At 60.8% G+C, this 13156-nt stretch carries 14 protein-coding genes and 1 tRNA gene; 4 read left to right on the plus strand and 11 right to left on the minus strand.

Features of this window, described 5'->3' with window-relative positions; genetic code table 11:
* Nucleotides 1-135 precede the first annotated feature (135 nt).
* Nucleotides 136-654, minus strand: a complete 519-nt coding sequence (locus X726_RS137985) for a disulfide bond formation protein B (RefSeq protein ID WP_023673755.1) — start codon at nt 652-654, stop codon at nt 136-138.
* Between the two features lie 62 nt (nt 655-716).
* Nucleotides 717-1301 (minus strand): YqaA family protein, encoded by a 585-nt coding sequence (locus X726_RS137980; protein ID WP_023673756.1) that lies wholly within the window; start codon nt 1299-1301, stop codon nt 717-719.
* Nucleotides 1302-1507: 206 nt separating this feature from the next.
* Here X726_RS137980 and X726_RS137975 point away from each other — a divergent pair.
* Nucleotides 1508-1592, plus strand: a tRNA-Leu gene (locus X726_RS137975).
* A 188-nt stretch (nt 1593-1780) separates the two neighbouring features.
* Here the strand turns inward: X726_RS137975 and X726_RS137970 are convergent.
* From X726_RS137970 to X726_RS1000000170085, 5 genes are all read right to left on the minus strand, one after another.
* Entirely contained in the window at nt 1781-2356 is a 576-nt protein-coding gene (locus X726_RS137970; protein WP_023673757.1) for a cation transporter, read from the minus strand.
* A 139-nt stretch (nt 2357-2495) separates the two neighbouring features.
* On the minus strand, nt 2496-3647 hold the full coding sequence (locus X726_RS137965) for a YncE family protein (protein ID WP_023673758.1): 1152 nt from the start codon (nt 3645-3647) through the stop codon (nt 2496-2498).
* Nucleotides 3648-3722: 75 nt separating this feature from the next.
* Complete coding sequence (locus tag X726_RS137960; RefSeq protein WP_023673759.1) at nt 3723-5003, minus strand: GNAT family N-acetyltransferase; 1281 nt, start codon at nt 5001-5003, stop codon at nt 3723-3725.
* On the minus strand, nt 5003-6406 hold the full coding sequence (locus tag X726_RS137955; RefSeq protein WP_023673760.1) for a lipopolysaccharide biosynthesis protein: 1404 nt from the start codon (nt 6404-6406) through the stop codon (nt 5003-5005). The genes X726_RS137960 and X726_RS137955 overlap by 1 nt, the downstream gene beginning before the upstream one ends.
* A gap of 323 nt (nt 6407-6729) precedes the next feature.
* Nucleotides 6730-6954, minus strand: coding sequence for a DUF2188 domain-containing protein (locus X726_RS1000000170085; RefSeq protein ID WP_084026155.1), 225 nt, complete (start codon nt 6952-6954; stop codon nt 6730-6732).
* Nucleotides 6955-7096: 142 nt separating this feature from the next.
* Here X726_RS1000000170085 and X726_RS137950 point away from each other — a divergent pair, with 142 nt between their 5' ends.
* Together X726_RS137950 and X726_RS1000000170090 are read left to right on the plus strand one after the other, a co-directional pair.
* Complete coding sequence (locus X726_RS137950; RefSeq protein WP_023673761.1) at nt 7097-8212, plus strand: ATP-binding protein; 1116 nt, start codon at nt 7097-7099, stop codon at nt 8210-8212.
* Nucleotides 8202-10475 carry a S8 family peptidase gene (locus tag X726_RS1000000170090; protein WP_245260185.1) on the plus strand — a complete coding sequence of 758 codons (2274 nt, stop codon included), beginning with the start codon at nt 8202-8204 and terminating at the stop codon, nt 10473-10475. The genes X726_RS137950 and X726_RS1000000170090 overlap by 11 nt, the downstream gene beginning before the upstream one ends.
* Before the next feature lie 82 nt (nt 10476-10557).
* Here X726_RS1000000170090 and X726_RS137945 read toward each other — a convergent pair whose 3' ends face one another.
* The 4 genes from X726_RS137945 to X726_RS137935 form a co-directional block, all read right to left on the minus strand.
* Nucleotides 10558-10947: a hypothetical protein gene (locus X726_RS137945; RefSeq protein ID WP_023673763.1), complete on the minus strand. Its 390-nt coding sequence runs from the start codon at nt 10945-10947 to the stop codon at nt 10558-10560.
* A 141-nt stretch (nt 10948-11088) separates the two neighbouring features.
* On the minus strand, nt 11089-11592 hold the full coding sequence (locus X726_RS137940) for a hypothetical protein (RefSeq protein ID WP_023673764.1): 504 nt from the start codon (nt 11590-11592) through the stop codon (nt 11089-11091).
* Between the two features lie 158 nt (nt 11593-11750).
* The gene (locus X726_RS1000000170095) at nt 11751-12056 is read right to left on the minus strand and encodes a hypothetical protein (protein WP_084630995.1); all 306 of its coding nucleotides are present in this window, start codon (nt 12054-12056) and stop codon (nt 11751-11753) included.
* Nucleotides 12034-12306 carry a DUF4242 domain-containing protein gene (locus X726_RS137935; RefSeq protein WP_023673765.1) on the minus strand — a complete coding sequence of 91 codons (273 nt, stop codon included), beginning with the start codon at nt 12304-12306 and terminating at the stop codon, nt 12034-12036. The genes X726_RS1000000170095 and X726_RS137935 overlap by 23 nt, the downstream gene beginning before the upstream one ends.
* A 244-nt stretch (nt 12307-12550) precedes the next feature.
* Between X726_RS137935 and X726_RS0136885 the strand changes: the two genes are divergently transcribed.
* Nucleotides 12551-13156, plus strand: a 606-nt coding sequence (locus X726_RS0136885; protein WP_031215607.1) for an AAA family ATPase, incomplete at its 3' end; no start/stop codon positions are given.

A 13156-nucleotide genomic window follows, 5' to 3' on the forward strand; every position in this document is an offset into this window, starting at 1 on the left:
ACGCATAGGGGGAGAGAAGTGTCACCTATGTATCCGGTTCAAAGTGTTACCCATCTATCGGCTGGACACCGGCAGGGCAATGAGGGGCGGTGCCAACATTTAGAGACTGGCCGTATGGCGCGACCTCGCACTTGATTAATCGCGGGCCAGCGCGCCGCGAAAGGCGACGGCGGCGAGGATGAAGCTGGCGATGGCGTTCCAGCCGGCCAGCGACAGGCCGAGGATACGAAGGGCTGCCTTGTCGCAGGATGGCGGCACGAATTTGTCGAGCGCGTCGAGCACGCCCTTGCCGCCGGTGTCGACCGGGCCGGCGCCGGCCGTGCAATCGGCCGGGCCCTGCCACCAGGCCCATTCGACGCCCGAATGATAGACGCCGAGATAGAGGCCATAGAGCATCAGCAGGCCGCCGACGGCAAGCAGGCCGCGCGTCAGCCATGCGGGCGCGCTAAGCATCGAGGCGATCACCGCCAGCAGCATCAGCGGGGCGCCGATATAATAGGGCGTGCGCTGCTCCAGGCACAGATGGCAGGGGATGTAGCCGCCTATGTGCTGGAAGGCGAGCGCGGAGCCGACCGTGGCGGCCATGGCGACGGCGAGAAACAAAGCGGTGCGCGTCCGCTGGCGTCCGGTATCGGCTGTCATCGTGGCTGTCATGTTTCGTCCGTTGAATTCGCCGTCCGCCGGCATAGTCCTGACCCACCGCCCGCCTTGGGCGGTCAGAAGGCGTATTTGACGACGATATAGAGCAAAATCAGGGCAGCGGCGCCGGCGCCGACGATCAATCCCAAACGCTTCTCGATGAATTCCTTGATCTCTTCGCCATAGCGGCGCAGCAGCCAGGCAAGAAGCAGGAAACGAGCGCCACGCGCCAGGATGGCGGAGACGATGAAGACGAAAAGATTGACGTGGAGGGCGCCTGCCAGAATGGTGACCACCTTGATCGGCGGCAGGTGGGCGGCACCCGATGTGACGAGCAGCACCAGCATCAGCCCGGTGCCGGCCGACTGCCACCTCTCGAACGCGTCAAGGCCGCCAAAGTGCTCCAGCATCGGCCGTGCTATCGTGTCGTAGGCATAGTAACCGATCAGCCAGCCGGCAATGCCGCCCAGCACCGACGCGACAGTAGCGGTCAGCGCGTAGCGATAGGCGCGTTCGGGCCGCGCCAACGCCATGGGCAGGTACAAGACGTCGGCAGGTATGAAAAACACCGAGCTTTCGACGAAAGCGATGAAGGCCAGCCACCATTCGGCGGATTTGCGGGCCGCCAGCGACAAGGTCCAGTCGTAAAGTCCGCGAAGCATCGGCTCTCCTGGATGCAGGTTGCCCAGACGCAACGCGCTTTGATGCGCGTCTGTCTAGAAAGATTTTCCGCGCCGCACAATGGCAGGAGCGTCATGAAACAGAAAGGCGGGCTTTTGCCGCAAGCAGGGCACGGCGGCGCATTTGGCCAGTTGACGAACAGGCCTCCGACCGTATAGTCCGCGCCCATCCAGGCCTCCTGGCCTGAGCCCCTATGGCGGAATTGGTAGACGCGCTCGACTCAAAATCGAGTTCCGCAAGGAGTGCTGGTTCGATTCCGGCTAGGGGCACCATTTTTGATCTCACGCCAGTTCGCTTCGCTCATGGGCTCCGATGGGGCGGCCTGACCGGCCGACGGGCGGTCGCCCTTGCGAACCCTCCGGGTTCGAACAGTGCCTCGAACACAGAGCCAACCGCGGCTGCTGAGGATGACAGCGATAGCGCCAATCAGCGGCGGCCGGTAGCCCCGCTCTACGTGCTCTCAGGCCGCCGCACGGTGTTCTTCACGGGCAGCTTCCCACACTTCGCGGGCCGCGTCGGCGTTCATGACCGCGATCCCCAATCCCACGGCCAAATCGGGCCACGCGGAATGCCAGAGCAAGGCCGTGACCAACCCTGCGGCAATAATGGCGATGTTGGCCAAGGCGTCGTTGCGGGCCGACAGGAAGGCCGCCTTTGTGAGGCTGCCGCCACGATGCCGGTGCGCGGCCAGCATGTAGGCGCAGGACAGGTTGACGGCGAGAGCGCCAAGTCCCGCCAAGGTCAAGGCGATGGGCTGCGGCGGCACCGGCACGTTGAACTTCTCCCAAGCCGTCCAGAGCGTTGCCAGACCCGGCATGAGAAGGATGAGCGCCAATGCCATCCCCACCCGCGCACGGGAGCGCACAGACCACCCAAGTGCGAGCAGGATAAGGAGGTTCACGGAAGCATCTTCAAGAAAGTCGATGCTGTCGGCGAACAGGGACACTGATCCAATGGCGAGCGCCACAGCGAACTCGATCCCGAAATAGGCAAGATTGAGAAGCGCGACGATGAGGACGATGCGGCGAAGGTTCATCTTCTGGCAGTATCCGAAACCAGTGTGTGGAGCTACAGCTTCGCGGTTTCCAAGGAAAGCCCCTGCTCGTTCCGGGTCCCGGCCGATGGGCGGTTGCCCTTGCGACCTTTTGCGTGCGAGCCGCGCCTCGAACACGGACTTAGCGCATATTCCCCGTATGCCCTTGCGAATACCGCCCCGGCTGTGGCCACACCGTCAGGCCGTGCGGCTCTGAGCCAACCCGAAACTTGGTCACCGCGCCTGATGTCGTGTCGATCATGTAGGCGGCACTGTCGAAGCGGCCGGACAGCCATAGTTGTTTGCCGTCGGCGCTGACGTTGCCCATGTCGGGGCTGCCGCCGCCGGGGATCGGCCATTGCGTGACGACCGCGCGGGTAGCGAAGTCGATCACGCTCACGCTGCCTGGGCCCTTTGCCTTGCCCTGCTCCATCTTGTGCGAGCCGCGGTTCGAGACGTAAAGCCGCTTGCCGTCGCGGCTGACGACGAAGCCATGGGCGCCGATGCCGGTCGGAATGAAGCCGATCTCCTTGAAACTGTCGCCATCGACGAGGAACACGCCGTCATTCATCATGTCGGCGACGTAGAAGACCTTGCCGTCGGGCGAGAGGCGGATGTCTTGCGGCATGCCCATTTTCGAAAAGTCGAGATGGCCAAGCACCTTCTGGTTCTTCAGGTCGATCTTGGCCAGTCCGCCATTGCCGTATTCGCAGGTGAAAATCGCGTAGGCGCCGTCGGCCGAGAAATCGGCGTGGTTGATGCCGGGGCAAGTGGGTGTGGGCAGGCTCGACTTCAGCGCCATGGTGTCGGGATCGCGGAAATCGAGCCGCTCCAGGGCTTCGTCGACGACGATGGCCGCGCCCGGCATGAAATACAAATTGTAGGGATCGTCCACGGCGATCTGCGGGCCGGGCTTGCCGGTCATCGGGTCGATCGGCGTCAGGCTGCCGTTCTTGCCGGTGCCATTGTTGGCGACCCAGAGCGTCTTCAGATCCCAGGACGGCACGACGTGCTGCGGTTTGCTGCCGACCGGGAACCTGTCGACTTCCTTGAGTGTCATGGTGTCGATCACCGTGACGCTGTTGGAGGAGCGGTTCGGCACATAGACGCGCGGCAGTGCACCCAGCGTGGCCGGGCTGAGATGGCCGGCGGCGGTGTGGCTGTAGATGTTGATGGACGGCGCGGGCTCGCTGCAATCCTCGGGACAGCTATCGGCCCAGGCGCGGACAGGCAGCAGCGCAAGCAGCAAAAAGGCCGCACGGGGACCGGCGTGACGCAAAAAGGTTCTGATCATCAGGATGGCTTGTCGAGAAGGCCGGCCGAAATTGCCGCCGGAGCCATAGCTGGTGTCTTGCCGTTGATCCAGTGGCTATCGCCGTCCCAGCAAACTCTTCACGCGATTGCGCAGCAGGCGGGCCATGTTGCGGGTTTCGCGGTAGAGGTGCAACTGCGAAGCCGCCTGGCGGGCCAGCCGATCGGCATCCGGCGTCAGCCCGATCACCAGCGAGCCCATCGGCTTGCGCTCGCTCCACAGCCGGCTCATCACCGGGTGGTCGGGCACGGCGCAGGAATCCGTCATCATGATGTTGGGGTCGTCGAGATGCTGCCTGGTCACCTCGATCATCAGCAGCGTGCCCGGCGAATAGGTCGCCAGCGTCTCGTCATAGGCGGTCTTCCAGGTGTAGGCGACGCCGGCTTCGACGAAGACGACCAGGCAGGCGATCGTGCGGCCGTCCAGCGTCAGCGAATGGATGCGGCACATGTCGTGCTCGGCCAGCCGGTGCACGGCTTCGCGGGCAAAGGCGGCGCGGTAGCGGTCGATGGCCATGGCGGTGCGCTCGCGGCCCTTCCAGCCGGCCGCCTCCAGCGTCAGGAAACTTTCGATGGCGTGGCGGATTTCGTCCGGTCCCCGCGCCACGATATGTTCCAGCCTGCCGAGATCCCCCAGGCGCCGTTTCAGGCGGCGGAATTCGCGGTAGTGGTGCGCGCGCAGCGATGCTTTCAAATAGGCCTCGCCGTCGAGGGTGCTTTCGAGCACCGGCCGGTCCGCCTTGCCGGTGGTGACCATTGTCAGGCCGCGCGTCTCGGCAACGGTGGCCAGCACGCTGGCCAACGGGCCGTCGAGGCGCATGTCGGGCAGCACGAAGACCTTCGGCAGCTTCAGATGCGGCCGCGACAGCATGCCGAAGAAATCCTCGACGACGCCGATCGGGTCGTCATGGTCGACCAGCGGCGTGCCGATCGGGCCGAACGGGCTCGACCAGGTGCGCATCACCGGAACGCCGAGCGGCACGGCCGGCCGTTCGACCGAGAACGGCACCAGCAGGCGCAGCCGGTTGCGGTATTCGTCGCCGTCGCGGATCACCGCCAGCTTGACCTCGCGATCTTCCAGCCTGGGCATGGCCGGCGCCAGAAAGCGCGGGTTGAAGAAAACGTTGGGCTCGATCGTGCGGGTGCACAGATAGTCGAGTTCCTCGACCAGTTCGAAGCCGGCCGAAGCCGGATAGATCGCCAGCTTGCGCAGCGGCCGGTTGTTGGCGAGGATCTCAAGGTGCGCCGGATCGGCGTCGCGCGCCAGGCCGGCAAGGCCCGACACCATGGCGCCGGCCGGACCGCCGCTGGTTTCCTCGATCAGCGGGATGGCGGCCATCAGGCGGCTCCCTCGGCAGCGGGCACGAAGATCAGCATGACGATGCCGAGCTTGCGCCAGACGGTGAAGGACAGGGCGCTGGCCTCGAAGACCATGGCGAGGCTGGTGGCGATCGCCGCCCCCCACAGGCCAAAGAGCGGGATCAGCACCACGTTGAGGCCGATGTTGAAGGCCAGCGTCATGGCATAGACGGCGGCGCAGATGTTCTGGTTGCCGCTCATCGTCAACAGGCTTTCGCACGGGCCGACGGCGGCGCGCGCCACGACGCCGAACACCAGCAGGAACAACAGCGGATAGCCGGCGGTGAATTCCGGGCCGAACAGAACCAGCATCGGTTCGCCGAGCGCCAGCACCAGCAGCGCCATCAGCAGCGACGGCCAGAACGTCCACGACACGGTCTCGCGGGCGAAGGCGGCGAGCTTTTCCGGTTCGCCATGGGTGAACTGCGCATAGCGCTGGGCAACGCCGGCCTTGACGGAGAAATAGACGAAATGCACCAGCGCCAGCGTCTTGACGGTGGCGAAATAGACGGCGACGTCGTTGGGCTGAAGATAGGCGCCGACCATCAGCACGTCGGCGTTGGTGAGCAGGAAGAAGAAGCTCTCGACCAGGAAGATCGGCAGCGAGACGATGAACCACTCGGCGAAATGCACCTTCATCGGCCCGGACGGGATATTCCTGCCCATGCGCGTGGTCACGCCGATGAGCTGGCCGAGCGTGGTGGCGTAGGTGGCGGCGATTGAGGCGAAGATCGCTGTCCTGGCGTCGGGCGCATAGCCCATTGCCAGCATCAGCGCCATCAGCGCCAGGATCAGCACCGGCCGCACCAGATAGGTCGGCGACAACGCAAACAACGCCCAGGAATTGGCGCGTGACTGGCCTTGCAGCAGATCGCCCATGGCAATCATCGGCAGGCAGAACAGGCCGAGGATGAAGGGCATTACATAGTAGCTCTCGATCCAGTTCGCGCACAGCCAGACGCCCAGTGCGCCAAGCCCGGCGATCGCGGTCGAGGCAATCAGCACGAACAGGCGGCTGGCGACCACGATGCCGCGCAGTTCGGCCAGCATGTTGCGTTCGCGGTATTCGGGGATGAAGCGGATGACCGAGGTGTGGAAGCCGAGGCAAGCAAGGTTGCCGACGATGACCATCGTCACCCAGACGAGGACGAAGATGCCGTATTCGAACGAGCCCATCCAGCGCGCCATCAGCACCTGGCTGATGAAGGCGATGACGGCGCTGACGATGCGGATGGCAAAGGCGATCAGCGACATGCGGCCGGCTTCGCCGCGTTCGTCGGCGGTGAACAGCACCGCATCGATGCGGCCAAGCAACGGCCTCATGCGCAGCGCCAAGCGCTGCGGCAAGAACCGCCCGGCCGTCGTCGCCGCGGAAAAGCGCACCCCGATGTCTCTCCGTTTTCCGCCTCTTTTCAAGGTTTCGATGTAGCGGAGACACATTAAGAAACGGTTGGGTGGGGAGCGGGTAGCCGAGCGGACAAGGACGGCCGCGTGTGCAAGGTGCGTCAATCGCATGCCGGCGGCAAAACGAACGGCGAGCGAACGCCGGGGAGTTGCCGAAGGCAATCGGTCCCCGGACGGGAGTGGACGAAAGCTTCTCCGAGCAGTTGGAGCTAGCTTTGGCCTGGCGCAAAGCGCCTACTGTTCATCGAACAGAGGGGCCACACCGTACGACGTGGCCCCTCCTTTTAGGTTCGGCGAACTGCTCAGCCTTTCGGCGGATACGGATCATTACCAAAGCTGTCTCGCTCGCGGATCTGTCCGTTGCGTCCGTGAACGAGGAGTTCCGCCGCTTGGTTCTGCGCAATAGACCGCGCATGGCTAATGGCCTCTCGCTGGGTTTCGTGAACGGCTGTGACGCGACTATTTCCCGCGCCCCGTACCGCCCAGCCATCCGCGTGAGGAACGACGTGCTGGTTCTTTCCTGACATATCAATCACCTCCTTTCCGGCCCGGCTTTCACAACTACGGGCTATCACCGATGTGACGCCATAGGTTTACATCATAAAGTTTTGAGTTGTCAATTGATAGGATTAGGTTTACAAATGTCAATTATCAATTGACGTGGTGATCATGGCTATCTCAAAAAACGACGTACTTGAACTCCTCGATGCGGCGCTTGCTGCAGATTACACACGGGTGCGCCGCATCGGAGGCAAAATCGCTCAATCGCTGAGCAAGGAGGATGCAGATGCGGCAAAGGAAATACGTGCGCTAATTCGCAAGAAGGGTGTGCCGCTTCGAGCCTCGGGCTACGTCGAAACGCTGCCGGTGGATGTAAAATCTAGGCTGCCCTTGGTCGAAGAGCAGGTTCTGCCAAGCACCCCTATATTCCTTGATGGCGCCAATAGAAGTACGTTTCAAGCATTCTTGGACGACGTCAAAAACGTAGACATACTTATCAATGAAGGGCTGTCGACACGCCTATCAATGCTTATCTCTGGGCCGCCGGGAACCGGAAAAACACTCCTCGCCGGACATATCGCTTCTCATCTCGATATGCCACTTTATGTGGTTCGCTTGGACTCGGTTATTTCGTCATTGCTAGGGGATACCTCAAAAAATATCCGTAATGTTTTCGAGTTCGTACCAAATCAGCGTGGTGTTTTATTCCTGGATGAAATGGACGCTGTAGCAAAGCTGCGCGATGACCATCACGAATTGGGCGAACTCAAGCGCGTCGTCAATACCGTCATTCAGGGATTGGATTCTTTAGACGACCACGCGGTTGTGATAGGTGCAACAAATCATGCGCAACTGCTTGACGCAGCGATTTGGCGCCGATTTCCCTATAAGATTGAGCTTTCAGCACCTAACGAAGCAATACGTGAAGACCTTTGGCGGTATTTTTTACCGCAAGACGACGCATCGATACCTGCCATTTTAGCACGAATTTCTAATGGGCTAAATGGCGCGGACATTCAAAATCTAGCGTTGGCAACGCGCAGGCAAGCACTGTTGGACAATCATGATTTAGATTTAGCCGCAGCCGCATGGTCGATCATTCAGACCAAGAATGGACGTGTAGTTCTCCCGGAGCGCAATGGCCTTTCAACGGAACAGAAGAAATCTCTTTCGGCAACGTTGACCCGTGAAGGTCGCGCGAGTGGTGCGGATGTTGCGCGGATTCTTGGAGTAAGTCGGCAAGCGGTGTCCGCCTACCTGAAGGAGGAGCGAGATGCCAATTGACAAGCGTCCTTCCCAACCGCTGCTCAATCCGGTTTTGGCTCTTACAAAAGAACCAGTTCCTGAGAGCCCTGCAGTTGGAGGGCAGGGGGAGGCCGGTGTCGTCGCCGAGAGATTGGATGGACAGCGCACTGCCTTGGCAAGGGATATTGAAGCGCTCACAAGGGACGTGGAAAGCTACCCGAAACACGGGGGCAAAATACAAATAGTAGCTTCCATGTTCCGAGACTCCTTCGCTCCCACTTGGACGCCGAAGGCATTGTTTGACCTCAGATTTGGATGCACGCTTACCGGCCCTGTGTCGGGTGGCTATCTTGTTGAGGCTGACGTCAAAAAAATAGGTGCCTTCGCCTCGTTTGTCAGAAGTGCAAGCAGTATTGAGGCGCGTACCGCCATTTCGCGCGTGAGATCCATAAAGCCATTTGGCGAAAAGGATATTCTGCGCGGCAACACGATCGAATCCCTTTGGAAGGAAGCAGACGACGTGGATGGTGGGAAGGCATTTATTATCTGGCTTGCTCCATTTCGAGACGAGAATGCCCGCGCGTCAGTCATTGAGACGCTAAGTAGGATAGAGAACCAGAGCCTGATTCTGCCTACATATTCTCGGGTAGATTTGCCGTCGCCCGACGGAGATGCTGATGCGGAAGGCATTGCAGTAGTAATGAGCAATGATCAAACCGCGATTCGCAGAGCGGCTAGGCGTTATCGAAACGATGGCGCGGCCCGCGCTTACGTCAGGGTTCCAAATCGCAGTTCTTTGCGGGAGTTGGTGGCCTCCGGGGCATCATATCGAATTGATCCCGTAAGAAGAGTCGAGGTTACGGCGCCGAACGTTGGCTCGGAACCCGGGCCGCCGCTCCCAACTCCGGCTACACAGCCAGTCGTTGCTGTTGTTGATGGTGGTTTGACCGCTAGAAGCTACCTCGCTCTTGAGGCTTGGCGCGCTCCGCCACTTGTCGTCAATCGTGTCGCCGACCATGTCCATGGGAATAGAATCTCTTCTCTGGTCGTCCAAGCGTTCGCTTGGAACAATCAGCTAAATCTTCCAGAGATTGAATGCCGGATTGGAACGGTACAAGCGATTCCAAGGGCGGGGGGGAATTCTTCCACAAATACTGAGATGCTTATCGACTATCTTCGGCAGGTTGCCAGAAGGTTTCCGGACGCCAAGGTCTGGAACATGTCCTTCAATCAGACAATTCCGGAGGATGATCTTGAAGTCGTCAGCTACCTAGGACACGAAATCCGCCAGATTGCGCGCGAGTTCAACATCTTGCCCGTGATTTCAATAGGAAATCAACATCCGGACAACCCGAAAAAACAACTATGCCCTCCCGCTGATTGTGAAGCTGCCCTCACTGTCGCGGGTCGCAAGTTTGACGGCCGTGGAATGCCTTCTGGCCCCTGCCAAGTATCACTGGTTGGCCCTGGGCCAGATGGAATGCTAAAGCCAGACCTTTCTTGGTATTCAACTCTGAACATGGTTGGGGGTGGCCCACCGCAATCGGGTAGCAGCTATGCGGTTCCGCTAGTTTCTTCTCTTGCAGCTCACACATATGCAAATCTGAAGGAGCCATCCCCTGACCTAGTTCGAGCTCTCTTGATTAACAAGGCAGAGTTGGAGGCTCACGAGACCACGCGTGGTTGGGGCACCCCGTTCCACGGAAACATGCCTTGGATATGTGAACCTGGTAGCGTCACAATGGCATGGCGGGCGGCATTGATCCCAGGTTACGCCTACTATTGGAACGATATTCCAATACCTCCCGAATTGATTAGCGCGGGCAATCTCTTTGGTCGGGCTCGCTTAACAGCAATACTAAATCCGGTTGTGTCTCAGCTAGGCGGACCAAATTATTTTGCCACCAGGCTGCAAGTTGCGTTGCAGTATAAGAAGGCGTCTGGTGGTGTTGGGAATCTACTAGGCAGCATGCGAGAGGATAAGGACCCAGAGGAGACTGCTCGCTCTGAATTGGCGAAGTGGCACCCTGTAAGGCGTCATTCCCGAGATTTCAGCCGCCGCGGCGGACTTACATACTCGGGAAATGTCATGCGGCTTCATGCGCGGGTTTTTGCTCGGGATCTTTTCCAGTTTGGATTGTCAAATCATCGCGAGCTTGGGGAGCAGGAAGTTGCGTTCGTGTTGACCCTCTCTGGTCGGTCGCCCAATTCCGCGATTTATAATTCTACAGCTCAACGCCTCAGAAATTTTGTGGAAAGCGCCGTTATAGGTCAGGAGATCGATGTAGGCGTAGGCAACTAATTGCAGAGATGCCAAAAATAGCACTCTTACCAGCCGCGTTTCCAAACGTTAGGACTTGGTCGTCCTGGGCGCTGAACTTTGCTTAAACGTCCACGATGCCTGCATCCCCCTTCGTCGCCTCGCACGACACGTTCGGGTTCATGTTGGCAAAGGTGCCGGTCGGGTTCCGTTTCCAGGCCCAGGCATGCAGTTCGTAGAGCCGGCCGAGGCCGTAGCGGTTGGGGGCGCTCTTGAATTTGAACAACTGGCCTTCGAGCGAGGCCGCCCTTCGAGGTAATATATTCGACCGTGCTTTCAGGCTGCCGTAGGCCATCGGCTCGTACATCACCGCCTCCGGTTTGGCGACGGCGACGGCGTCGTCCTTGAGATAGGCGGGATTGTCGGAATTGATGCTCTTGGAGCTACCGGTGATGTCGCTGGCGCATGGGATCGACACGTCTAGTTTAGAAGCGCGGCTGTTGAGGTGCGTCATTTTTCATTTAGCCGGGGTAAAACGAAAAGGCGAGCGAACGCCGGGGAAGACTGGGGAGCCGGTCGGCGTTTCGCTCGCCCCTCCCCCGCCAAGGGGGATGGCCAGGCACCGGGTGTGTCCGGTGCCGGAGGTGTCGGGGCGTTACATCCCCTTCATCGCGTCGCAGGACACGTTCGGGTTCATGTCGGCGAAGGCGCCGGTCGGGTTCTGTTTCCAAGCCCAGACATGCAGTTCGTAGAACGGGCCGAGGCCGTAGCGGTTGGGGGCGCTGTTGAAGTTGAACAGCTGGCCTTCGAGCGAGGCCGGGCCTTTCGAGGTGATGTATTCGACCGCTATCAGCTTCAGGCTGCCGTCGGCCGTCGGCTCGTACATCACCGCTTCGGGCTTGGCGACATCGACGGCATCGTCCTTGAGATAGGCGCCGTTCACATAGTGGATGCCCATGGCGCCGCCGGTGATGCCGCTGGCGCATGGGATTGGCGCGTAGCCTTCGGCAGTGGCGGCTGCCACATTTTCGAAGCGGCTGTTGGCGGCGCGCACCTTTTCGGCCAGCGGGTTGGCGTCGTGCGCCTGGGCGGCCGCACCCGCCGTGATCGAGATGGCGGCGAAAGCCGCGAAGCGTGTCGTCCAAAGAGTTATGGTCATGGTCTTCCGTCCGTTTGTTGACGCTCGAGGCGACGGCGGCCGATCAGGCTGCCCGAAACGCTGCGGCGTTGGTTTAGGATTTGGTTTGTCCGTCCCGGTTCATGCGATGCGGCTTCCGTTGCCGGGCTTTGGCCGCAGCCCTTAAAAACCGTGAAAAATCAACGATCCCAAAAGTAATATTGCCAATATTCCTGCGGGACGTCCCGCTCCGATAGCCCGATGTCGCGCCTCAGATAGTCGCCTTCCGGGGGCAAGCGCCGCCTTTCAGACAGATACGCAGGCAGCTTCGACGCGAACCGCCATAGACGGTCGAGCACGGAGGTTGGCCGGCCGGTCTTTCCCAGGACAGGCCCGATTCCACCGAGCGGCAGGCCATCAGGCAGTTCGCCATGGCCGCGAAGGACAGTTTGATGCTCATCATCGTGGCGACCGAACGCAGGATCAGAGGTAAAAGTAAGGGTCAAGAACCCGCACCTCCGTGATCTTGTCGACCGGCAGCGAGTTTTTCTGAGCGGTGCTGCGGATAGCTTCGGGCGTCGGCGCGTCGTAGATGCAGAAGCTGTGCTTCTTGTCGGGCGTGACGAAGGACTGGATCCAGGTGACGCCCTTTTCGGCATTGCGCATGACGACGCCGCCCACCGCGCTGGCGCCGATGTCGGTCATCGGTATGTTGAGGCCGTCCGGAAATGTGCGTTCAATCAGGTAGCGAGGCATGGAAGGTTTCCTTTTCCATTGGTTCACGCTCGATCGGAGCGCGGCTGGACGTTGACCACGCCGGCCCGGCCCGCGCATCGGAACGATTCCCCATATTTGGCGGGACGATTCCCTATATTGGCGTCGTTATTTGTGGAAAGAGGCACGGCAATGTGTGCAAAGTCACATTGCGGCGCTTTCTTCACGGGCTAATCGTGAGCGGCCCGCCATGGTGGGAAAACACCGATCCTGTGAGACGATGACAATGATGCTTCTGGAACGGCAGACGCAGCTGCAGCAGCTGGAGACACTGCTTGGCGATGCAATAGGCGGCCATGGCCGAGTCGCGGTGCTGGCGGGGGAGGCCGGCGCCGGCAAGACGGCGATTGTCGAGGCGTTCGCGGCCCGTGTCGGGCAGAGCGCGGCAATGTTGCGCAGCGCTTGCGAGGATCTGTCGATCCCCGATCCGCTGGGGCCGCTTTACGATCTGGCCCGTGAGGCGCAATGGGCGCTGCCGCGCGCAATCGACGCCCGGCATGGGCAGAGACTGCCGCTGTTTTCCGATGCGCTCGACGCCTTTGCGGCCAAGGGGCCGTGCCTGCTGATCATCGAAGACCTGCACTGGGCCGACGATGCGACGCTCGATTTCGTGCGCTTCCTCGGCCGGCGTATCGTCAACACCCACATCCTGCTGTTGCTGACGGCGCGCACCGACCGCAGCGAGGGACAGATGCGGGTGCGCCGCGCCCTGGGCGAAATCCCGGCCGGCAGCGTGGCGCGCATCGACGTGCCGCTGCTCAGCCAGGCGGCCGTGCTGTCGCTCGCCGATGCGGCCGGACGCGATGGCGACGCCATCTACCGGGCGACCGCC

This window comes from Mesorhizobium sp. LSJC285A00 (genome assembly GCF_000503155.1).
Taxonomy (GTDB): Bacteria; Pseudomonadota; Alphaproteobacteria; order Rhizobiales; family Rhizobiaceae; genus Mesorhizobium.

Coding starts and splice junctions, on each gene's coding strand:
- X726_RS137985 (WP_023673755.1), bottom strand. CDS start 654: ATGACAGCCACGATGACAGCCGATACCGGACGCCAGCGGACGCGCACC.
- X726_RS137980 (WP_023673756.1), bottom strand. CDS start 1,301: ATGCTTCGCGGACTTTACGACTGGACCTTGTCGCTGGCGGCCCGCAAA.
- X726_RS137970 (WP_023673757.1), bottom strand. CDS start 2,356: ATGAACCTTCGCCGCATCGTCCTCATCGTCGCGCTTCTCAATCTTGCC.
- X726_RS137965 (WP_023673758.1), bottom strand. CDS start 3,647: ATGATCAGAACCTTTTTGCGTCACGCCGGTCCCCGTGCGGCCTTTTTG.
- X726_RS137960 (WP_023673759.1), bottom strand. CDS start 5,003: ATGGCCGCCATCCCGCTGATCGAGGAAACCAGCGGCGGTCCGGCCGGC.
- X726_RS1000000170085 (WP_084026155.1), bottom strand. CDS start 6,954: ATGTCAGGAAAGAACCAGCACGTCGTTCCTCACGCGGATGGCTGGGCG.
- X726_RS137950 (WP_023673761.1), top strand. CDS start 7,097: ATGGCTATCTCAAAAAACGACGTACTTGAACTCCTCGATGCGGCGCTT.
- X726_RS1000000170090 (WP_245260185.1), top strand. CDS start 8,202: ATGCCAATTGACAAGCGTCCTTCCCAACCGCTGCTCAATCCGGTTTTG.
- X726_RS137945 (WP_023673763.1), bottom strand. CDS start 10,947: ATGACGCACCTCAACAGCCGCGCTTCTAAACTAGACGTGTCGATCCCA.
- X726_RS137940 (WP_023673764.1), bottom strand. CDS start 11,592: ATGACCATAACTCTTTGGACGACACGCTTCGCGGCTTTCGCCGCCATC.
- X726_RS137935 (WP_023673765.1), bottom strand. CDS start 12,306: ATGCCTCGCTACCTGATTGAACGCACATTTCCGGACGGCCTCAACATA.